General features: G+C 58.2%; 17 protein-coding genes and 1 pseudogene. 14 read left to right on the forward strand and 4 right to left on the reverse strand.

Annotated features, from left to right (window positions below; genetic code table 11):
- Nucleotides 1-106 precede the first annotated feature (106 nt).
- From F8N21_RS18730 to F8N21_RS18770, 8 genes are all read left to right on the forward strand, one after another.
- Nucleotides 107-2,938: a 2-oxoglutarate dehydrogenase E1 component gene (locus F8N21_RS18730; RefSeq protein WP_150643539.1), complete on the forward strand. Its 2,832-nt coding sequence runs from the start codon at nucleotides 107-109 to the stop codon at nucleotides 2,936-2,938.
- 42 nt (nucleotides 2,939-2,980) lie between these two features.
- Nucleotides 2,981-4,201, forward strand: a complete 1,221-nt coding sequence (odhB, locus tag F8N21_RS18735; RefSeq protein ID WP_150643540.1) for a 2-oxoglutarate dehydrogenase complex dihydrolipoyllysine-residue succinyltransferase — start codon at nucleotides 2,981-2,983, stop codon at nucleotides 4,199-4,201.
- Nucleotides 4,202-4,313: 112 nt separating this feature from the next.
- The gene (lpdA, locus tag F8N21_RS18740; protein WP_150643541.1) at nucleotides 4,314-5,750 is read left to right on the forward strand and encodes a dihydrolipoyl dehydrogenase; all 1,437 of its coding nucleotides are present in this window, start codon (nucleotides 4,314-4,316) and stop codon (nucleotides 5,748-5,750) included.
- Nucleotides 5,751-5,928: 178 nt separating this feature from the next.
- Entirely contained in the window at nucleotides 5,929-7,095 is a 1,167-nt protein-coding gene (gene sucC, locus F8N21_RS18745) for an ADP-forming succinate--CoA ligase subunit beta (protein ID WP_008148602.1), read from the forward strand.
- On the forward strand, nucleotides 7,095-7,976 hold the full coding sequence (gene sucD, locus F8N21_RS18750) for a succinate--CoA ligase subunit alpha (RefSeq protein ID WP_150643542.1): 882 nt from the start codon (nucleotides 7,095-7,097) through the stop codon (nucleotides 7,974-7,976). Before sucC ends, sucD begins: the two co-directional genes overlap by 1 nt.
- 401 nt (nucleotides 7,977-8,377) lie before the next feature.
- Entirely contained in the window at nucleotides 8,378-9,691 is a 1,314-nt protein-coding gene (gene brnQ, locus F8N21_RS18755) for a branched-chain amino acid transport system II carrier protein (protein ID WP_150643543.1), read from the forward strand.
- A gap of 272 nt (nucleotides 9,692-9,963) precedes the next feature.
- Nucleotides 9,964-10,704, forward strand: coding sequence for a DUF599 domain-containing protein (locus F8N21_RS18765; RefSeq protein ID WP_150643545.1), 741 nt, complete (start codon nucleotides 9,964-9,966; stop codon nucleotides 10,702-10,704).
- Nucleotides 10,701-11,102 (forward strand): MAPEG family protein, encoded by a 402-nt coding sequence (locus F8N21_RS18770; RefSeq protein WP_150643546.1) that lies wholly within the window; start codon nucleotides 10,701-10,703, stop codon nucleotides 11,100-11,102. Before F8N21_RS18765 ends, F8N21_RS18770 begins: the two co-directional genes overlap by 4 nt.
- Before the next feature lie 63 nt (nucleotides 11,103-11,165).
- Here F8N21_RS18770 and F8N21_RS18775 read toward each other — a convergent pair whose 3' ends face one another.
- Nucleotides 11,166-11,417 (reverse strand): hypothetical protein, encoded by a 252-nt coding sequence (locus tag F8N21_RS18775; RefSeq protein ID WP_150643547.1) that lies wholly within the window; start codon nucleotides 11,415-11,417, stop codon nucleotides 11,166-11,168.
- A gap of 159 nt (nucleotides 11,418-11,576) precedes the next feature.
- Between F8N21_RS18775 and F8N21_RS18780 the strand changes: the two genes are divergently transcribed.
- From F8N21_RS18780 to F8N21_RS18795, 4 genes are all read left to right on the forward strand, one after another.
- Nucleotides 11,577-12,053 (forward strand): PaaI family thioesterase, encoded by a 477-nt coding sequence (locus F8N21_RS18780; RefSeq protein WP_150643548.1) that lies wholly within the window; start codon nucleotides 11,577-11,579, stop codon nucleotides 12,051-12,053.
- Nucleotides 12,050-12,502, forward strand: a complete 453-nt coding sequence (locus F8N21_RS18785; protein WP_150643549.1) for a PaaI family thioesterase — start codon at nucleotides 12,050-12,052, stop codon at nucleotides 12,500-12,502. The genes F8N21_RS18780 and F8N21_RS18785 overlap by 4 nt, the downstream gene beginning before the upstream one ends.
- Before the next feature lie 89 nt (nucleotides 12,503-12,591).
- On the forward strand, nucleotides 12,592-14,496 hold the full coding sequence (gene htpG / locus F8N21_RS18790; RefSeq protein WP_150643550.1) for a molecular chaperone HtpG: 1,905 nt from the start codon (nucleotides 12,592-12,594) through the stop codon (nucleotides 14,494-14,496).
- A 411-nt stretch (nucleotides 14,497-14,907) separates the two neighbouring features.
- Nucleotides 14,908-15,636 carry a dienelactone hydrolase family protein gene (locus F8N21_RS18795; protein ID WP_150643551.1) on the forward strand — a complete coding sequence of 243 codons (729 nt, stop codon included), beginning with the start codon at nucleotides 14,908-14,910 and terminating at the stop codon, nucleotides 15,634-15,636.
- A 166-nt stretch (nucleotides 15,637-15,802) separates the two neighbouring features.
- Here the strand turns inward: F8N21_RS18795 and F8N21_RS18800 are convergent, their stop codons facing one another.
- Entirely contained in the window at nucleotides 15,803-16,690 is an 888-nt protein-coding gene (locus F8N21_RS18800) for a pirin family protein (RefSeq protein WP_150643552.1), read from the reverse strand.
- 62 nt (nucleotides 16,691-16,752) lie between these two features.
- On the reverse strand, nucleotides 16,753-17,169 hold the full coding sequence (locus F8N21_RS18805) for an OsmC family protein (RefSeq protein WP_150643553.1): 417 nt from the start codon (nucleotides 17,167-17,169) through the stop codon (nucleotides 16,753-16,755).
- A gap of 333 nt (nucleotides 17,170-17,502) precedes the next feature.
- Between F8N21_RS18805 and F8N21_RS18810 the strand changes: the two genes are divergently transcribed.
- Together F8N21_RS18810 and F8N21_RS18815 are read left to right on the forward strand one after the other, a co-directional pair.
- Nucleotides 17,503-18,507, forward strand: a complete 1,005-nt coding sequence (locus tag F8N21_RS18810; RefSeq protein WP_412071651.1) for an amidohydrolase family protein — start codon at nucleotides 17,503-17,505, stop codon at nucleotides 18,505-18,507.
- A 350-nt stretch (nucleotides 18,508-18,857) separates the two neighbouring features.
- The gene (locus F8N21_RS18815) at nucleotides 18,858-19,319 is read left to right on the forward strand and encodes a DUF3859 domain-containing protein (protein WP_150643555.1); all 462 of its coding nucleotides are present in this window, start codon (nucleotides 18,858-18,860) and stop codon (nucleotides 19,317-19,319) included.
- Between the two features lie 71 nt (nucleotides 19,320-19,390).
- Here the strand turns inward: F8N21_RS18815 and F8N21_RS18820 are convergent.
- A pseudogene (locus tag F8N21_RS18820) lies at nucleotides 19,391-19,813 on the reverse strand (beta-ketoacyl-ACP synthase I); the annotation flags it as partial.

Here is a 19,813-nt window from a genome sequence, read left to right on the forward strand (position 1 = left end):
TATCAGCGTGATCCTAAGTGGCTTGTTTTGGTCGCTGCACTCGGACTTCTGCAAGTTTGCTCGGTGTCTTCGCCGATGGTGTTCCCCTAACCGAGGGTGACCAAGCATGCAAGAAAGCGTGATGCAGCGCATGTGGAACAGCGCCTACCTATCCGGTAGTAATGCTGCCTATGTGGAAGAGCTCTATGAGCTCTACCTGCACGACCCTAACGCTGTGCCAGAAGAGTGGCGCACCTACTTTCAGAAGCTGCCGACTGACGGCAGCTCTGCCATCGATGTTTCGCACTCGACAATTCGCGATCATTTCGTCTTGCTGGCAAAGAACCAGCGCCGCGCCCAACCGGTTTCCGCCGGCAGCGTGAGCAGTGAGCACGAGAAGAAGCAAGTTGAAGTGCTGCGATTGATCCAGGCCTACCGTATGCGTGGCCACCAGGCAGCCCAGCTTGACCCGCTGGGGCTGTGGCAGCGACCTGCACCTGCAGACCTGTCGATCAATCATTACGGCTTGACCAATGCCGATCTTGATACGACCTTCCGTGCCGGCGACCTGTACATCGGCAAAGAGGAAGCGAGCCTACGCGAAATTCACGAAGCGTTGCAGCAGACATATTGCCGCACCATCGGTTCTGAATTTACCCACATCGTCGATTCCGAGCAGCGCCAGTGGTTCCAGCAGCGTCTGGAAAGCGTGCGTGGCCGTCCGAGCTACTCCGCGGACATCAAGAGCCACCTGCTCGAGCGCGTGACTGCAGCCGAAGGCCTGGAAAAATACCTGGGTACCAAATACCCGGGCACCAAGCGTTTCGGTCTGGAAGGTGGTGAAAGCCTGATCCCGTTGCTGGATGAACTGATCCAGCGTTCGGGCTCCTACGGCACCAAGGAAATCGTTATCGGCATGGCCCACCGTGGTCGTCTGAACGTATTGGTCAACACCTTCGGCAAGAACCCGCGCGATCTGTTCGACGAGTTCGAAGGCAAGAAAAAGGTCGAGCTGGGTTCCGGTGACGTCAAATACCACCAGGGCTTCTCGTCCAACGTCATGACCGCCGGCGGTGAAGTTCACCTGGCCATGGCCTTCAACCCGTCCCACCTGGAAATCGTTTCGCCAGTGGTCGAGGGTTCGGTCCGTGCCCGTCAGGATCGTCGTAACGACCCTACCGGTGAAAAGGTTCTGCCGATTTCCATTCACGGTGACGCTGCTTTCGCAGGTCAGGGCGTGGTCATGGAAACCTTCCAGATGTCGCAGACTCGCGGCTTCAAGACGGGCGGCACGATCCATCTGGTGATCAACAACCAGGTTGGTTTCACCATCAGCAATCCGGAAGACTCGCGCTCCACCGAGTACTGCACCGATGTTGCGAAAATGATCCAGGCGCCGATCCTCCATGTGAATGGTGATGATCCGGAAGCCGTATTGTTCGTGACCCAGCTCGCCATCGATTACCGCATGCAATACAAGCGCGACATCGTGATCGACCTGGTGTGCTACCGCCGTCGCGGCCACAACGAGGCCGACGAGCCAAGCGGTACTCAACCGATAATGTATCAGCAGATCGCCAAGCAGCGCACGACTCGTGAGTTGTACGCCGAGCGCCTGATCCAGTCCGGTGTGTCCGATGCCCTGCGTGCTCAGACCAAGATCGACGAATACCGCAACGCGCTGGACAACGGTCTGCATGTTGTAAAAAGCCTGGTCAAAGAGCCGAACAAAGAGTTGTTCGTGGACTGGCGTCCGTATCTGGGCCACGCCTGGACCGCGCGTCACGACACTCGTTTCGATCTGAAAACCCTGCAGGAACTGTCCGCCAAGCTGCTGGAAATCCCGGAAGGCTTCGTGGTTCAGCGCCAGGTTTCGAAAATCTACGAAGACCGCCAGAAGATGCAAGCCGGCGGCCTGCCGATCAACTGGGGTTACGCCGAAACCATGGCGTACGCGACCCTGGCGTTCGAAGGTCACCCGATTCGTCTCACTGGCCAGGACATCGGCCGCGGCACTTTCTCGCACCGTCATGCGGCGTTGCACAACCAGAAAGATGGCAGCACCTACATTCCATTGCAGCACCTGTACAAAGGTCAGCCTCGTTTCGACCTGTACGACTCGCTGCTGTCCGAAGAAGCGGTTCTGGCGTTCGAGTACGGTTACTCGACCACCGAGCCAAACGCCCTGGTTATCTGGGAAGCGCAGTTCGGCGACTTCGCCAACGGTGCCCAGGTGGTTGTTGACCAGTTCATCACCAGCGGCGAGCACAAGTGGGGCCGTCTCTGCGGTCTGACCATGTTGCTGCCACACGGTTATGAAGGGCAGGGGCCGGAGCACTCCTCGGCTCGTCTGGAACGTTACCTCCAGCTGTGCGCCGAGCACAACATTCAGGTCTGCGTACCGACTACGCCGGCTCAGATCTACCACTTGCTGCGCCGTCAGGTGATTCGTCCGCTGCGCAAACCACTGGTAGTCCTGACTCCGAAGTCGCTGCTGCGTCACAAACTGGCCATCTCGACCCTGGAAGATCTGGCCGAAGGTTCGTTCCAGACCGTCATCCCGGAAATCGATGTTCAGGACCCGAAAAAGGTCCAGCGCATTGTTCTGTGTAGCGGCAAGGTCTACTACGACCTGCTGGAAAAACGCCGTGTCGAAGGTCGTGAAGACATCGCTATCGTGCGTCTCGAGCAGCTGTATCCGTTCCCTGAAGACGACCTGATGGAGACGCTCGCCCCTTACACCAACCTCGAACACGTGGTCTGGTGCCAGGAAGAGCCGATGAACCAGGGCGCCTGGTACAGCAGCCAGCATCACATGCGTCGCAGCCTGACCAACCACAAGAAAGGCCTGGTCCTGGAATACGCTGGTCGTGAGGCGTCCGCCGCACCTGCTTGCGGTTACGCTTCGATGCACGCCGAGCAGCAGGAAAAACTGCTGCAAGATGCTTTCACTGTTTAACGCCTTCGCGCACCTGAAACCGAATTTAAGGACCCACAGATAATGGCTATCGAAATCAAAGCCCCCACTTTCCCGGAATCGGTTGCCGATGGCACCGTTGCCACCTGGCACAAACAACCGGGCGACGCCGTCAAGCGTGACGAACTGATCGTCGACATTGAAACCGACAAAGTCGTACTGGAAGTTCTGGCCACTGCTGACGGCGTGCTGGGCGCTATCGTCAAGGGCGAAGGCGAAACCGTTCTGTCCGACGAAGTTCTGGGCTCCATCGAAGCGGGCGGTGCTGCTGCCGCTCCAGCTGCCGCTGCTCCAGCCGCCGCGGCCCAGGCTGCTGCACCAGCTGCTGCCGGCGAAGACGATCCGGTTGCTGCACCGGCTGCGCGCAAGCTGGCTGAAGAAAGCGGCATCAACATCGCTTCCGTTGCCGGTACTGGCAAAGGCGGTCGTGTGACCAAGGAAGACGTAGTCGCAGCTGTTGCTGCCAAGAAAGCCGCTCCGGCTGCCGCGCCTGCCAAGGCTGCTGCACCTGCCGCCGCTGCTCCAGTGTTCGCTGCCGGTGATCGCGTTGAAAAACGCGTGCCGATGACCCGCCTGCGGGCCAAGGTTGCCGAGCGTCTGGTTGAAGCTCAGTCGAACATGGCGATGCTGACCACCTTCAACGAAGTCGACATGACTGAAGTCATGGCCCTGCGTTCGAAGTACAAGGACCTGTTCGAGAAGTCCCACAACGGCGTGCGCCTGGGCTTCATGTCGTTCTTCGTGAAAGCGGCCACCGAAGCGCTGAAGCGCTACCCGGCTGTCAACGCGTCGATCGACGGTGCCGACATCGTTTACCACGGTTATGCCGACGTTGGTGTTGCCGTGTCCAGCGACCGCGGTCTGGTGGTACCGGTCCTGCGTAACGCCGAACTGATGAGCCTGGCTGAAATCGAAGGCGGCATCGCCACCTTTGGCAAGAAAGCCCGCGACGGCAAGCTGTCCATGGACGAAATGACCGGTGGTACCTTCACTATCACCAACGGCGGTACTTTCGGTTCGATGATGTCGACCCCGATCGTCAACCCGCCGCAAGCGGCTATCCTGGGCATGCACAACATTCTGCAGCGCCCTATGGCGATCAACGGTCAGGTCGTCATCCGTCCGATGATGTACTTGGCTCTGTCCTACGATCACCGTTTGATCGATGGCAAAGAAGCTGTGACGTTCCTGGTTACCATCAAAAACCTGCTGGAAGATCCGGCTCGTCTGCTGCTGGATATCTGATTTCGTTGCACGGGCCGTTCAGTGATGACCGGCCCCATTCTGTAATGACCAGCTTCGTCCCACGACGGCCCTCAAAAGGGACCGTCCGGTTTGATTCGAGAAGGAATGACACATGACCCAGAAATTCGACCTGGTAGTGATTGGCGCGGGCCCTGGCGGCTATGTAGCTGCTATTAAAGCCGCGCAACTTGGCCTTAAGACTGCCTGCATCGAGAAATATACCGACAAGGAAGGCAAACTGGCCCTTGGCGGTACGTGCCTGAACGTCGGCTGCATCCCTTCCAAGGCGTTGCTCGACAGCTCCTGGAAATTCCACGAAGCACAAGATGGCTTCGCGATCCACGGTATCAACCACGCTGGCGTGACCATGGACGTGGCAGCAATGGTCGGCCGCAAGGCCAACATCGTCAAAGGCCTGACCTCCGGTGTTGCCACCCTGTTCAAGGCTAACGGTGTGACTTCCCTGCAAGGCCACGGCAAACTGCTGGCCGGCAAGAAAGTCGAACTGACCAAGCCTGATGGCACTGTCGAAGTCATCGAAGCCGACAACGTGATTCTCGCTTCTGGCTCGCGTCCGATCGACATTCCACCGGCTCCGGTTGACCAGAACGTGATCGTCGATTCGACGGGCGCGCTGGAATTCCAATCGGTACCCAAGCGTCTGGGCGTTATCGGCGCTGGCGTGATCGGCCTGGAACTGGGTTCGGTTTGGTCCCGTCTGGGCGCTCAAGTGACTGTCCTGGAAGCACTGGACACCTTCCTGATGGCTGCCGACGCCGCCGTTTCCAAGGAAGCCTTGAAAACCCTGACCAAACAAGGTCTGGATATCAAGCTAGGCGCTCGCGTAACCGGTTCCAAAGTCAACGGCGAAGAAGTCGTAGTGACTTACACCGACGCCAATGGCGAACAGACCATCACGTTCGACAAGCTGATCGTAGCCGTTGGTCGCCGTCCAGTGACCACTGATCTGTTGGCTGCCGACAGCGGCGTGACCATCGATGAGCGCGGTTTCGTGTTCGTTGACGATTATTGCGCCACCAGCGTACCGGGCGTTTTTGCGATCGGCGACGTGGTTCGCGGCATGATGCTGGCCCACAAGGCTTCCGAGGAAGGCATCATGGTCGTTGAGCGGATCAAGGGCCACAAAGCCCAGATCAACTATGACCTGATCCCTTCGGTTATTTATACTCACCCGGAAATCGCGTGGGTCGGGAAAACCGAGCAGGTCTTGAAAGCTGAAGGCGTTGAAGTTAACGTCGGCACTTTCCCGTTCGCAGCCAGTGGCCGTGCCATGGCAGCCAACGATACCGGCGGTTTCGTAAAAGTTATCGCTGATGCCAAGACTGACCGCGTATTGGGCGTCCACGTGATTGGCCCGAGCGCTGCAGAGTTGGTACAGCAGGGCGCAATCGGCATGGAATTCGGCACCAGTGCCGAAGACCTGGGCATGATGGTCTTCTCCCATCCGACCCTGTCCGAAGCCTTGCACGAAGCAGCTCTGGCAGTGAATGGCGGCGCCATTCACATCGCCAACCGCAAGAAGCGTTAAGACAATAAGAAACCACGGCGCTATGCCCGTCGTGAGTCTTGTGTGCAAGGCTCACCGCGGAACTTGAGCCGGACGCAGTCTTGCGTAGCTCAGCTACGCAAGCAGCAGTCACAGGTGGTGCGGCACTCGAACGAGTGCAGCACCGAATGCGCAGTACCTAACGAAGACGGTAATCAGCATGAATCTTCATGAGTATCAGGGTAAGCAGCTGTTCGCTGAATACGGCCTGCCAGTATCCCAGGGTTTCGCAGTAGACACCCCGGAAGCAGCAGCAGAAGCGTGCGACAAAATCGGCGGGACCGAGTGGGTTGTCAAAGCCCAGGTGCACGCTGGTGGTCGCGGTAAAGCGGGCGGCGTAAAGCTGGTTCGCAGCAAAGAAGACGCCAAGGCATTCGCTCAACAGTGGTTGGGCAAGCGTCTGGTGACTTACCAGACTGATGCCAACGGTCAGCCAGTCACCAAGATCCTGGTTGAATCGTGCACTGATATCGCTAAAGAGCTGTACCTGGGCGCTGTCGTTGACCGTTCGAGCCGTCGCATCGTGTTCATGGCTTCCACCGAAGGTGGCGTGGACATCGAGAAAATCGCTCACGACACCCCTGAGAAAATCCTCAAGGCCACTATCGATCCACTGGTTGGCGCTCAGCCATTCCAGGGTCGCGAGCTGGCTTTCCAGTTGGGTCTGGAAGGTAAGCAAGTTGCTCAGTTCGCCAAGATCTTCGTAGGTCTGGCCAAACTGTTCAAGGATCACGACCTGGCTCTGCTGGAAGTGAACCCGCTGGTGATCAAGGCCGACGGCGATCTGCATTGCCTCGATGCCAAGATCAACATCGACGCCAACGCCATGTACCGTCAGCCTAAGCTGAAGACTTTCCACGATCCGTCGCAAGACGATCCGCGCGAAGCGCACGCTGCCAAGTTCGAACTGAACTACGTGGCACTGGAAGGCAACATCGGTTGCATGGTCAACGGCGCTGGCCTGGCCATGGGTACCATGGACATCGTCAACCTGCATGGCGGCAAACCAGCCAACTTCCTCGACGTGGGCGGCGGTGCTACCAAAGAACGCGTTACCGAAGCGTTCAAGATCATCCTGTCCGACACTAACGTCGCTGCAGTATTGGTCAACATCTTCGGCGGCATCGTTCGTTGCGACATGATTGCCGAAGGCATCATCGGTGCAGTGAAAGAAGTCGGCGTGAAAATCCCGGTTGTTGTTCGCCTTGAAGGCAACAACGCTGAACTGGGCGCTAAAGTACTGGCAGAAAGCGGTTTGAACATCATCGCGGCTACCAGCCTGACCGACGCTGCTCAACAAGTTGTCAAAGCTGCGGAGGGCAAGTAATGAGCGTCCTGATCAATAAAGACACCAAAGTTATCTGCCAGGGTATTACCGGTTCGCAAGGTAGTTTCCACACCCAGCAAGCTCTCGAATACGGCACCCAGATGGTTGGTGGCGTAACTCCTGGCAAAGGCGGCACCACTCACCTGGACCTGCCTGTCTTCAACACTGTGAAAGAAGCCGTAGCAGCCACTGGCGCCACCGCCAGCGTGATCTACGTTCCAGCTCCTTTCTGCAAGGACTCGATCCTTGAAGCAGCGTTCGGCGGCATCAAGCTGATCGTGTGCATCACCGAAGGCATTCCTACCCTGGACATGCTGGATGCCAAGGTCAAGTGCGACGAACTGGGTGTAATCCTGATCGGCCCTAACTGCCCAGGCGTGATCACTCCAGGCGAATGCAAGATCGGCATCATGCCAGGTCACATTCACTTGCCAGGCAAGGTCGGTATCGTTTCCCGTTCCGGCACCCTGACTTACGAAGCCGTGAAGCAGACTACTGACGCCGGTTTCGGTCAGTCGACTTGCGTCGGCATCGGTGGTGACCCGATCCCGGGCTCCAACTTCATCGACATCCTGAAGCTGTTCCAGGAAGACCCGAAGACCGAAGCGATCGTCATGATCGGTGAGATCGGCGGTTCGGCTGAAGAAGAAGCGGCTGCCTACATCAAGGCACACGTGACCAAGCCGGTTGTTTCCTACATCGCTGGTGTGACTGCTCCTGCGGGCAAGCGCATGGGCCATGCTGGCGCAATCATCTCTGGCGGCAAAGGCACTGCGGACGAGAAGTTCGCTGCCCTGGAAGACGCAGGCGTGAAAACCGTGCGTTCGCTGGCAGACATCGGCAAGGCTCTGTCCGAGCTGACTGGCTGGGCGATGAAGTAAGCCTCGCGCTTACCTCACGCTACACCAGACAAAGGCCACCTTCGGGTGGCCTTTGTCGTTTCTGAAAATCAAAAGATCGCAGCCTGCGGCAGCTCCTACGGGATTTGTGTACACCCGCAATGCCAAGGGTGTATTCGGTCGGCGTAGGAGCTGCCGCAGGCTGCGATCTTTTGATCTTTTTAATATGTAAATGCGACATCGGAAGGTCGCTTATCGGACAATTCGCCCTCTAATAGTGCGTTTTTCGCTCAAATTCGTTAGGCTAGCAACCATTTTTGCGCCAGCATCCCACAAGGCAGCTACGCGCTAAACGGGTCAGTCCCATACGGACCGACAGCATTTCCCTCACCCATAGGGAAATCCCTCTCTAAATTCCGATTCAGTAGTGTGGTATTTCCTTAATGAAAGTGTTGAAAGGCCAGGACATCCTGGCACTTGGTTTTATGACGTTTGCCCTGTTCGTCGGGGCCGGCAACATCATCTTCCCGCCTATCGTCGGTTTGCAGTCCGGGCCTCATGTCTGGATGGCGGCGCTGGGCTTTCTGATCACTGCGGTTGGTTTGCCGGTGATCACCGTGGTAGCCCTGGCCAAGGTCGGTGGCGCGATGGATGCGTTGAGCAGCCCGATCGGTAAAGTCGCCGGTGGCCTGCTGGCAGCCGCGTGCTATCTCGCCGTTGGCCCGCTGTTCGCGACGCCGCGAACCGCGACCGTGTCCTTCGAAGTGGGTCTGGCGCCGCTGACCGGCGAGAGCCCGCTGGCGCTGTTCCTTTATAGCTCGGTGTACTTCCTGCTGGTGTTCTTCATTTCGCTCTATCCGGGCCGTCTGCTGGACACCGTAGGGCGTTTCCTCGCGCCATTGAAGATCATCGCCCTGGCCGTGCTCGGCATCGCGGCGTTTGCCTTGCCGGCCGGCGATATCGGTGTGGCGACCCCTGAATACGCCGCGGCACCGTTCTCCCAAGGCTTTATCAATGGTTACCTGACCATGGATACCCTGGGCGCGCTGGTGTTCGGCATTGTCATCGTCAACGCGATCCGTTCCCGTGGTGTCGAGTCGCCAGCGCTGATCACCCGTTACGCGATCATCGCCGGGCTGATTGCCGGCGTGGGTCTGGCGCTGGTTTACGTCAGCCTGTTCCGTCTCGGTTCGGGCAGCCATGAAGTGGCCGCTGGCGCAGCCAATGGCGCGGCGGTATTGCACGCTTACGTCCAACACACCTTCGGCTCCCTGGGCAGCGGTTTTCTTGCGGTGCTGATCTCCTTGGCCTGCCTGGTTACGGCGGTTGGTCTGACGTGTGCCTGCGCCGAATACTTCAGCCGGGTCTTGCCACTGTCCTACAAGACCTTGGTGATCATCCTGGCGGTGTTTTCGCTGCTGGTATCCAACCTGGGGCTGACCAAGCTGATCGCGTTCTCGATCCCGGTACTGACCGCGATCTACCCGCCGTGCATCGCCCTGGTCGCGCTGAGCTTCTGCAAGGACTTCTGGCAGGAGCAGGGGAGGATCGTCGGTCCGGTGATGCTGGTGTCGTTCCTGTTCGGCCTGATCGACGCCCTCAAAGGCGCCGGTCTGGCCGACTGGATGCCGACTCAGCTGGCTCACCTGCCACTGAGCGAGCAGGGCCTGGCGTGGCTGGTGCCGTCGGTCATGACCCTGGTGGCTGCGGTGGTCTGCGATCGTCTACTGGGCAAGCGCGAAGAGGCGCTGGCCTAAGCCGCTGCTTGGCCCGTCATAAGCGGGCCTTGAGCTGCGCTCTACAAAATAGAAATGCCCCGTATTAATCGATACGGGGCATTTTTTATGGGGGCGATGCGGTGTCTTTTTCCTTGAGCTAACGTCGAAGCATTGCAAATCCCATGTGGGAGCGAGCCTGCTCGCGATGGTGGCTTTACATTCAGCAGAGATGTTGACTGATCCACCGCTATCGCGAGCAGGCTCGCTCCCACAAGATTTCGGTGTTCCGCCACTACATCACAAGGAACTGCATGTCGTTCATTCACGCCAATCTGATCCACATCCTCGCGGCGCTCTGGTTCGTTATCTGCTGGGGCGGTTACACCCGTTATGCCACGTGGAAGGGCCGTGACACCGCGTGCCTGGCCAGCGTGCTGCATTTGTATCGCGAAGACTGGATGCGTCGCATGTTGCTGCGTGACAACCGCATCGCCGATGCCAGTGTGATCGGCAATCTGGAGCGCAATGCGTCGTTCTTTGCCTCGAGCACCCTGATTATCCTGGCCGGTATTCTCACCGTGCTCGGCGCGTCCGAGCGGGCGGTGTCGCTGCTGGCGGACATTCCGATGGTGCAGCAGGCCTCCCAGGGCATGTCGGAGATCAAGCTGTTGTGCCTGGCGGTGGTCTTTGTCTATGCCTTCTTTACGTTCAGTTGGTGCATGCGCCAGTACAACTTCGCGGCGATTCTGGTTGGCTCGGCGCCGATGATTGGCGAGCGGCATGTCTCCGAGCAGGAGCGCAAAGCTTTCGCCATGCGTGCCGCGCGAGTCATCTCGCTGGCCGCCAACCAGTTCAACTTCGGTCTGCGCTCTTATTATTTCGGCATGACCATGCTGGCCTGGTTCGTCAGTCCCTGGCTGTTCATGCTGATGAGTGCCGGGGTGGTGTTCGTGCTGTATCGCCGGGAGTTTCATTCCGACGTGTTGGATGTCATGGTCTATACCCCTACGGAGGCGCCATTGCCTGAGGTGGTCAAGGAGATCAACCCATGAGTATTCCGTTCTGGTGTGTGTTCATCAGCGCACTGCTGATTATCATCGCCAAGGTCCCGGTTGCCAGGGAGATGCAGGCGCAGGGTGGTTATGACAACCATTTGCCGCGCAACCAGCAGGCACAATTGACCGGTTTCGGTGCTCGCGCGCTGGCGGCCCATCAAAACAGTTTCGAGGCCTTCATGCTGTTCGCGGCGGGGGTGTTGATGGCGCACACCACGCAGACGGCGGGGTGGTTGATCGATTTGCTGGCGATTATCTTCGTGATCGCCCGGGTGCTTTACCTGCTCTGCTATTGGGCGGACATGGCCTGGCAGCGCAGCCTGGTATGGGGTATCGGATTTGTCTGCAGCCTGTTATTGATGCTTAGTCCAACTTTTCGCACTGTCCTGATCTGAACAATTTTCGGACAAAATAAAGCCCGCACCGGGCGGGCTTTATTTGGAAGAGCTAAAACCGGATTAGTTGGTTTTAGGCGCCGTGGCTGGAGCGGCTTCTTCGGTGGCTGCTTTGTTCGATTCAGCCTGAGCTTTGGCAGCTTCGGCGTTTTCTTTCGCTGCGTCGTTCACTTTATCCTGAGCTTCGTTCATTTTTTGTTGAGCTTCCTCAGAATGTTGGGTTGCATCTTGAGCTTTGTCCTCGGATTTTTTATCGCAGGCAGCGAGACCGAGGGTCGCGGTCAACATCAAGGCAATAGCTAAAGTCTTACGCATGGGGTGTTTCTCCTTATTGAAGATATCTTCTGGCCTTTCGAGCACAGGCTCACAGGTTAAGTTCCTTGAAATGCATAGATATATTAAGGACGCCGATCATGGAACTTTTACGTGATTCGATAATTGCACCACAGCGACACTAAGAAGAGAGTTGAGCACATGGCGCAAAACCTTGTTTTTGAACGCGCAACGCGCTTCCTGTCGGCCCTGCGGCACTGTCAGGTGCTGGGGATCGGCGTTTCCGGCGCCTCGACGGACGGCATCACGTTGAGGCTGCCTTACAGCCCGCACATAGTCGGTAATCCGCTCACCGGAGTCATACACGGAGGCGCAATAACTTCCTTGATGGACACTGCCTGTGGCATGGCGACCTTGTGCGTATTAGCGGAATTCGAGGTCTGTCCAACCCTTGACCTGCGCATCGACTACATGCATCCAGCTGAACCCCACAAGGATGTTTATGGCTTTGCTCAATGCTATCGAGTGACTACTGACGTGATATTCGCTCGCGGCTTTGCCTATCAGGACGACCCCGAGCAACCGATCGCTCATGTAGTGGGTACTTTTATGCGCATGGGCAAGGGCATTAAAGGAACAAAAGGTTTTGCGGGTGCAATCACTGGCGGTGCGGTATGACGGACACATTCAAGGAACAACTGCAACAGGCTCATGCGCAGGGTGATTACGCCGCACTGCTGGAGTGGATCCCCTATGCCAAGCTGATCGGTGTCGAGTGCTCGCGACTGGGGGACGAGTTGCTGTTTCGTCTGCCGGCGAACAAGGACAACATTGGTAACCCGTTATTGCCTGCCATCCACGGCGGGGTCATCGCCGGGTTCATGGAGCTCGCCGCGGCCCTGCATTTGCTGGTCTTCACCGGGTCCCCCGGAGTGCCGAAGATCATCGACTTCTCCCTCGACTACCTGCGTGCCGGACAGTTTCGCGATACCTATGCCAAATGCCAGGTCTGCCGTCAGGGCCGACGGGTGGCGAACGTCGCGGTCACCGCGTGGCAGATCACTGAGGCCGAGCCTATCGCCACGGCTCGCGCACATTTCAAAATTGAAGAGATGCCGTGCTCTTGAAATCCTCGTCTTAGCCCCCAACTCTGATGACATCCCGCCGCCGCCCATGCAGGGCGCGGCCAATGCCATCCAATTGGAGTTTGATGACCATGAGCGTGGAAACTCAAAAGGAAACCCTGGGCTTCCAGACCGAGGTAAAGCAACTGCTGCATCTCATGATCCATTCGCTGTATTCCAACAAGGAAATTTTCCTTCGTGAATTGATCTCGAACGCCTCTGATGCAGTCGACAAATTACGTTTCGAAGCGCTGTCCAAGCCTGATTTGCTGGAAGGCGGCGCCGAGCTGAAAATCCGTGTGAGCTTCGACAAAGACGCGAAAACCGTCACCCTCGAAGACAACGGTATCGGCATGAGCCGCGAAGATGCGGTCACCCACCTGGGGACCATCGCCAAGTCCGGCACCGCCGACTTCATGAAGCACCTCTCGGGCGATCAGAAAAAAGATTCGCACCTGATCGGTCAGTTCGGTGTCGGTTTCTACTCCGCGTTCATCGTTGCCGATGAAGTCGAGGTGTTCAGCCGCCGTGCCGGCCTCGCTGCCAGCGAAGGTGTGCACTGGTCGTCCAAGGGCCATGGCGAATTCGACGTCGCGACCCTGGAGAAAGCCGATCGCGGTACCCGCATCGTGCTGCACCTGAAATCCGGCGAAGACGAGTTCGCCGATGGCTGGCGTCTGCGCAATATCATCAAGAAGTACTCCGACCACATCGCGTTGCCGATCGAGCTGCCGAAAGAACAGGCTGCCAAAGAAGGCGAAGAGGCACCTGCGCTTGAATGGGAAACCGTCAACCGTGCCAGCGCCCTGTGGACTCGCCCTCGCACTGAAGTGAAAGACGAGGAATACCAGGAGTTCTACAAGCACGTCGCTCACGATTTCGAAAACCCGCTGAGCTGGAGCCATAACAAGGTCGAAGGCAAGCTGGAATACACCTCGCTGCTTTACGTACCGACCCGCGCCCCGTTCGACCTGTACCAGCGTGAAGCGCCGAAAGGCCTGAAGCTGTACGTGCAGCGCGTGTTCGTGATGGATCAGGCCGAGTCGTTCCTGCCGCTGTACCTGCGCTTCATCAAAGGTATTGTCGACTCCAACGACCTGTCGCTGAACGTGTCGCGGGAAATCCTGCAGAAAGACCCGATCATCGACTCCATGAAGTCGGCGCTGACCAAACGTGTGCTCGACATGCTGGAAAAACTGGCGAAGAACGAGCCTGAGCAATACAAGGGCTTCTGGAAGAACTTCGGCCAGGTCATGAAAGAAGGCCCGGCTGAAGACTTCGCCAACAAAGAGAAAATCGCCGGCCTGTTGCGCTTTGCCTCGACTCACGAAGAGGGCGGCGAGCAAGTGGTTGCCCTGGCCGACTACCTGGCGCGTGCCAAGGAAGGTCAGGACAAGATCTACTACCTGACCGGTGAAACCTACGCCCAGGTCAAGAACAGCCCGCACCTGGAAGTCTTCCGCAAGAAAGGCATCGAAGTGTTGCTGCTGACCGACCGTATCGATGAGTGGCTGATGAGCTACCTCAGCGACTTCGACGGCAAGGGCTTTGTCGACGTGGCGCGCGGTGACCTGGACCTGGGCAATCTGGACTCGGAAGAGGACAAGAAAGCTGCCGAAGAAGTCGCCAAGACCAAAGAAGGTCTGGTTGAACGCATCAAGACCGCGCTGGGCGAGGCTGTCAGCGAAGTGCGGGTTTCTCATCGACTGACCGATTCCCCGGCGATCCTGGCCATCGGCGAGCAGGACCTGGGCATGCAGATGCGCCAGATCCTCGAAGCCAGCGGCCAGAAAGTCCCGGACTCGAAGCCAATCTTCGAATTCAACCCGACTCACCCGTTGATCGAGAAACTCGACAACGAGCAGGGCGAAGAACGTTTCGGCGACTTGTCGCACATCCTCTTCGACCAGGCTGCCCTGGCCGCCGGGGACAGCTTGAAAGACCCGGCCGCTTATGTACGCCGGTTGAACAAGCTGCTGGTTGAGCTATCAGTTTAACAAGGTTGTAAAAAAACCCGCTTCGGCGGGTTTTTTTATCTGTAGGAGCCGAGCTTGCTCGCGATGGACGTTAACGATAACGCGTGTTTTCTGAATAAACGCGTCGCCCTGTAGGAGCTGCCGCAGGCTGCGATCTTTTGATCTTTGCGACGGTGGTGCCCGCAGAAAAGATCGCAGGCTGCGCCAGCTCCTACGCCGACCGCGTGCACCTGCAATGCTGTGGGTGTCTGCAATCCCCTGTAGCGAGCTTGCTCGCGATGGACGTTAACGATAACGCGTATTTTCTGAATAAACGCGCCGCCCTGTAGGAGCTGCCGCAGGCTGCGATCTTTTGATCTTTGCGACGGTGGTGCCCGCAGAAAAGATCGCAGGCTGCGCCAGCTCCTACACATCCCTTAACAGGAGTCTGAAATGAGCCAAGTCACTGTTCGTTCCGTGGTCTATCAGGTCGATGGCCAGCCCTATGAAAGTCGTGTGGCCTTTGACGCCAGCCAGAAGGGCCCGCGCCCGGGCTTGTTGATGGCACCCAACTGGATGGGCGTCGGAGCAGGCGCCGAGAGGATTGCCGAGTCTGTCGCTGCCAAAGGCTATGTGGTGCTGATTGCCGATCTTTATGGTCAGGCGCTTCGTCCACAAAATGCCGACGAAGCAGGCGCGGCGATGATGCCGTTGAAGAATGACCGGGCCTTGCTGCGCAAGCGCATGCAGGCGGCGTTCGAAGCGTTGCAACACCAGGGCGAAGCGGCAGTTGATACCTCGAGACTGGCGACCTTCGGTTTCTGTTTCGGTGGTTGCTGCGCCTTGGAACTGGCCCGTACCGGCGCGCCGTTGAAGGCCGCCGTGTCGTTTCACGGCACCCTGGACACGCCAAACCCGGCGGATGCGATGAACATCAAAGGATCGGTGCTGGTGCTGCACGGGGCCAGCGATCCACTGGTGCCCAAAGAGCAGCTGCCGGCCTTTGAAGACGAGATGAATGCCGCCGGTGTCGACTGGCAACTGCTCAGCTACGGCGGCGCGGTGCATTCCTTCACCGACCCGCAGGCCAATATGCCGGGCAAGATGATGTACGACGCCAGGACCGCGAGCCGGGCATTTGTGTCGATGCACAATTTGCTGGATGAAGTGTTCAAGGGCTGATTTCGGTATTGCCCCAGAAAGATCAAAAGATCGCAGCCTACGGCAGCTCCTACAAAAGAATCGGCGTCAACCCGGTCCCTGTGTAGGAGCTGCCGATAGGCTGCGATCTTTTTGGGCCAAATGAGATGTAGCTGACCCCAGAGAAATAGCGGAATGATCTTCAGCCCTAGAGCGGCGTCGGTGCGGCCCGGCCCACCGGCAACTCGATCCGCTCAGTCTCCCCCGGCACTTTCGGCCAATCCCCGGCCGCCCAGCGTGCGCGGGCCTGGTCGATCAACGCAGGATCGCTGGCCACAAAGTTCCAGTTGATCCGCCGCGGACCGTCCATGGGGGCGCCGCCAAACAGCACCGCATGACAATCGCTTTGCGCAAACAGCGTCATGACTTCTCCCGCAGGCAAAACCACCAGCGAATGTGCTTCGACGGGCTCGCCATCCAGCTGTGCATCACCGTCCAGTACGTACAGCGCGCGTTCTTCGTGTTCGTCTGGAATCAGCAGCGTGGTCGCCGTCTGCAGGTGCAGTTCGGCGTACAGGGTAGGGGAGAGCACCGGCACCGGAGACTCCAGGCAAAAGCCTGCCCCGGCAATCATGCGGATCCGCACCCCGAGGTTATCGCTGACCGGCAAGCTGGCGGCCGGGTAGTGGCTGTAATGGCCCGGGCCTTGTTCGTATTTTTTCGGCGAGGCCAGCCAGATTTGCAAGCCGTGCATGCTGAAACCGCTGGCCTTGAGGGTTTCGGGGGTGCGCTCGACATGGGCAATGGCACTGCCGGCCGTCATCCAGCTGACGTCGCCCGGTTTCACTCGTTGGTCCGAGCCGAGGCTGTCCTTGTGCTGGATTTCCCCTTCGAACAGGTAGGTCAGTGTAGACAGGCCGATATGCGGATGCTGACGGATGTTCATGCCTTTGCCTGCCGGATAGCGGGTCTGGAGCATGTGGTCGAAAAACACGAAGGGTCCGACGCTGCGGCACTTGGCCGACGGCAGCGGACGCAGGATAGGTTGGCCTTCGACATCCTCGGCACGCGGGCGGATCACGGTCGGAGTGTTCATGGTGCATTCCAGGTTCAGCGGGTCATAGCCCAAAGCATAACCCGCTGAGACAGCACTTGCCGCTACTGGCTGAAAGCACCTTCGGACAAAAGAGTCTCGATGCTGACTTCACTGGTGGTCATCAGCTTGTGTATCGGGCAGCGATCGGCCACGCGGTGCAGTTCTTCGCGCTGGGCGTCGGTCAGCACACCCTTGAGGGTCAGCTTGACCTGCAGGGCGTATTTGCCTTGCTGTTCCTGACTGTTGTCGTGTTTGACTTCGACAGTGACCCCGGTCAGCGGGATTTCCTTCTTCTGCGCGTAAAGCTTGAGGGTCAGGGCTTTGCAGGCCCCCAGCGCCGCGTCGAAGTAATCATGGGGTTCCGGTGCGGTGTCTTCGCCACCCAGGTCCTTGGGCAGGTCGGTATAGAAATGGTGATCGCCGACCTGGATGCTGTGACGAAAGCATTCGCTGGATTCAGTATTGACGGTAACGGTCATGTTAAACCTCATAGCAGTGGGAAAGGTCGCGCACCTGGCAACCATGGTGCGGTGGGAAACAGCATTCATTTATAGAACATCTGCTGCTTCAGGCGTTCCACTTTCTTTGCCGCTGAACCCTAGTGGCCTGTACGGCTAGTTCGTTAGCTCAAATTCGGATGCCAGAAGTCCATAGCCAAGGCGCTGTGACGAGTCATAGCCCGCTATGGCGAGGAGCAGCAACGCAGGATGTGGGCTCGGCAACGAAGTTGACTAACAGAACTAGCCACACAGGCCACTAGTTTGTGGGGCGCGGTCTATTCTGCTCATATCCTCCGGAGATCGCGCGTGCCAATGACCCGCTTGAGTTGCGCCTGGCTGCTGGTCCTTGCGAGCACCTGTGCCGATGCCCGCGAATATGCCTACAGCGACGCGCACCTGCATTACGTCGACTTCTTCCAGGAGTCCGCCGGCATGGACAAGTTGCTCAAGGCCATGGCCGACAACCGCATTGAGCATGTGATGATTTCCGGGATTCCGGTGGCCAAGAAGTGGCATGAAGACGAACCCAAGCGCCCGCGTTATTACGCCGGTGACGATGCCGACGCCTATTGGTACAGCGCCACTGATGTGATTGTCGCCGCAGCGGTAAACAAGCTGACGCCCGAACAGCGTCCGCGCTTTCATCCGTTTCTCTCAGGCTTCAATCCCAACGATAAAAACTCCGCTGCGCATATCCAGCGCATGCTCGATCTCAATCCGGGTCTGTGGCAAGGCATCGGCGAAGTCTTTACCCGTCACGACGACCTGACCGCGCTGACGTCCGGCGATACCCCGCGGGCGAATAACGAGGCGATGACGCGGATCTACCACCTGGCGGCGGAAAACGATTTGCCGGTGATGCTGCATTCCAACATCACCTCTAAGCGTGAGAAAAATCCGTTGTGCCTGGCAGAAGTCGAGGAATCGCTGCGCAATCATCCCCATACGCGGTTTATCTGGGCCCATGCCGGAAGCAGTGTGGAAATCCATCGGCATCAGACGCAGATGGACTTTCTGCTGCCGACCCTGGCGCGGATGCTTGAGGCTTATCCGAACTTGTACATCGACCTGTCCTGGAGCGTGCTCACGCCTTATCTGCTGGACGATGCGGGACAGCCTCGAGCGGAATGGGTAAAGCTGGTGGAGCACTTTCCCGAGCGTTTCATGCTGGGCTCGGACGTGGTGGGACGTTTCAATAAGCTGGGTAAGGAATTGCACAGCTTCGATCCGTTTCTGGATGCCTTGCCGGAAGATGTGGCGCGCAAGGTCGCGCGGGATAACTTCCTGGCGATCCTGCCGCGCACGGTGGTGAAGTAAGCACGGTCCCTGTGGAGAGAGGGCAAGCCCCAATGCCGATCAATTAAGGAGTTCAGCACTGTCCCCCGTAGCAGCTGCCGAAGGCTGCGTTCGGCTGCGCAGCAGTCGCAAATCCTGCTTGCACGGTTTGTTTAAAATACCGCAGTGCCTGATTTTACGACTGCTGCGCAGCCGAACGCAGGCTTTGCCAGCTGCTACGGTTCGCATAAGCATTGGGGCTTGCCAGCATTGCGACTGCTGCGCAGCCGAGCGGGAGCAAGTCCCCTCGCCACAGTTGGGAACTCGCATCTGTCATCATCCTGTCATGCCTGCGTCATAACCTCGCGCCCATCTCAATCAAGGAGCGCGATATGCACCTCACCCGTTTAACCGCTCTGGCGGCGCTGATGATCAGTGGCCTGGCCAGTGCCGAAGTTCATGTGCAAGGCCCGGTGGAATACGGGGTTTTCGAAGGCCCGAAAGCCGAGTTGCAGTCGGGTGAGCGGGTGTTGCGCCGCAGCAACGAACAGATCGAACAGACGGAAATTGTCCCGGCGAAACTGGGCACCAAGTTTGGCCTGCGTTATCAGCTGTCCGGCAAAGTCGCTGAAGACCAGCCGTTGACCTTGCTTTACTTCACGCCGGGCATCCGCACCCCGGATGGCCAGCGCCACGATAAATTCGAAGTGACCCAGAAACTGGTGCCCGGCGCACCCCAGGACGTGATGGCCTACGAATTCACCGAGCGCCACGAAGTGATCCCCGGCGAGTGGCGCTTCATGGTATTCCAGGGCGACCGGTTATTGGCGCAACAGCGGTTTACCGTGCGTTGAGTCGTCGCAGACCTCGGTGTGAAACAGGCAAAAAAAACGGCACCAGCGGGTGCCGTTTTTTCATGGACAGATTACTTGCCCTGCCAGCGCTTCAGGACCAGGGTGGCATTGGTGCCACCGAAGCCGAAGCTGTTGCTCATCACGTTGTTGAGGGTGACGTTCTCGCGGGTCTTGGTCAGGATCGGCATGTCAGCGACGGCCGGGTCCAGCTCGTCGATGTTGGCCGAGCCGGCCATGAAGTTGCCTTCCATCATCAGCATGCAGTAGATCGCTTCATGAACGCCGGCGGCGCCCAGGGAGTGACCCGACAGGCTCTTGGTGGAGCTGATGGCCGGGGCCTTGTCGCCGAACACTTCGCGAACACCTTCCATCTCCTTGGAATCACCGACCGGGGTCGAGGTGCCGTGAGTGTTCAGGTAGTCGATCGGGCCATCGACGGTGGACAGGGCCATCTGCATGCAGCGGATGGCGCCTTCACCGCTTGGCGCGACCAT

It is taken from the genome of Pseudomonas fluorescens (assembly GCF_902497895.1).
GTDB lineage: Bacteria > Pseudomonadota > Gammaproteobacteria > Pseudomonadales > Pseudomonadaceae > Aquipseudomonas > Aquipseudomonas fluorescens_BP.

What these genes read in the sequence shown, in the direction of transcription:
- F8N21_RS18805 (WP_150643553.1), bottom strand. Translation starts at nt 17,169, where the DNA reads ATGACCGTTACCGTCAATACTGAATCCAGCGAATGCTTTCGTCACAGC.
- F8N21_RS18765 (WP_150643545.1), top strand. Translation starts at nt 9,964, where the DNA reads ATGTCGTTCATTCACGCCAATCTGATCCACATCCTCGCGGCGCTCTGG.
- odhB (WP_150643540.1), top strand. Translation starts at nt 2,981, where the DNA reads ATGGCTATCGAAATCAAAGCCCCCACTTTCCCGGAATCGGTTGCCGAT.
- F8N21_RS18815 (WP_150643555.1), top strand. Translation starts at nt 18,858, where the DNA reads ATGCACCTCACCCGTTTAACCGCTCTGGCGGCGCTGATGATCAGTGGC.
- lpdA (WP_150643541.1), top strand. Translation starts at nt 4,314, where the DNA reads ATGACCCAGAAATTCGACCTGGTAGTGATTGGCGCGGGCCCTGGCGGC.
- F8N21_RS18800 (WP_150643552.1), bottom strand. Translation starts at nt 16,690, where the DNA reads ATGAACACTCCGACCGTGATCCGCCCGCGTGCCGAGGATGTCGAAGGC.
- F8N21_RS18785 (WP_150643549.1), top strand. Translation starts at nt 12,050, where the DNA reads ATGACGGACACATTCAAGGAACAACTGCAACAGGCTCATGCGCAGGGT.
- F8N21_RS18810 (WP_412071651.1), top strand. Translation starts at nt 17,503, where the DNA reads ATGACCCGCTTGAGTTGCGCCTGGCTGCTGGTCCTTGCGAGCACCTGT.
- sucD (WP_150643542.1), top strand. Translation starts at nt 7,095, where the DNA reads ATGAGCGTCCTGATCAATAAAGACACCAAAGTTATCTGCCAGGGTATT.
- htpG (WP_150643550.1), top strand. Translation starts at nt 12,592, where the DNA reads ATGAGCGTGGAAACTCAAAAGGAAACCCTGGGCTTCCAGACCGAGGTA.
- F8N21_RS18795 (WP_150643551.1), top strand. Translation starts at nt 14,908, where the DNA reads ATGAGCCAAGTCACTGTTCGTTCCGTGGTCTATCAGGTCGATGGCCAG.
- F8N21_RS18770 (WP_150643546.1), top strand. Translation starts at nt 10,701, where the DNA reads ATGAGTATTCCGTTCTGGTGTGTGTTCATCAGCGCACTGCTGATTATC.
- F8N21_RS18730 (WP_150643539.1), top strand. Translation starts at nt 107, where the DNA reads ATGCAAGAAAGCGTGATGCAGCGCATGTGGAACAGCGCCTACCTATCC.
- brnQ (WP_150643543.1), top strand. Translation starts at nt 8,378, where the DNA reads ATGAAAGTGTTGAAAGGCCAGGACATCCTGGCACTTGGTTTTATGACG.
- F8N21_RS18775 (WP_150643547.1), bottom strand. Translation starts at nt 11,417, where the DNA reads ATGCGTAAGACTTTAGCTATTGCCTTGATGTTGACCGCGACCCTCGGT.
- F8N21_RS18780 (WP_150643548.1), top strand. Translation starts at nt 11,577, where the DNA reads ATGGCGCAAAACCTTGTTTTTGAACGCGCAACGCGCTTCCTGTCGGCC.
- sucC (WP_008148602.1), top strand. Translation starts at nt 5,929, where the DNA reads ATGAATCTTCATGAGTATCAGGGTAAGCAGCTGTTCGCTGAATACGGC.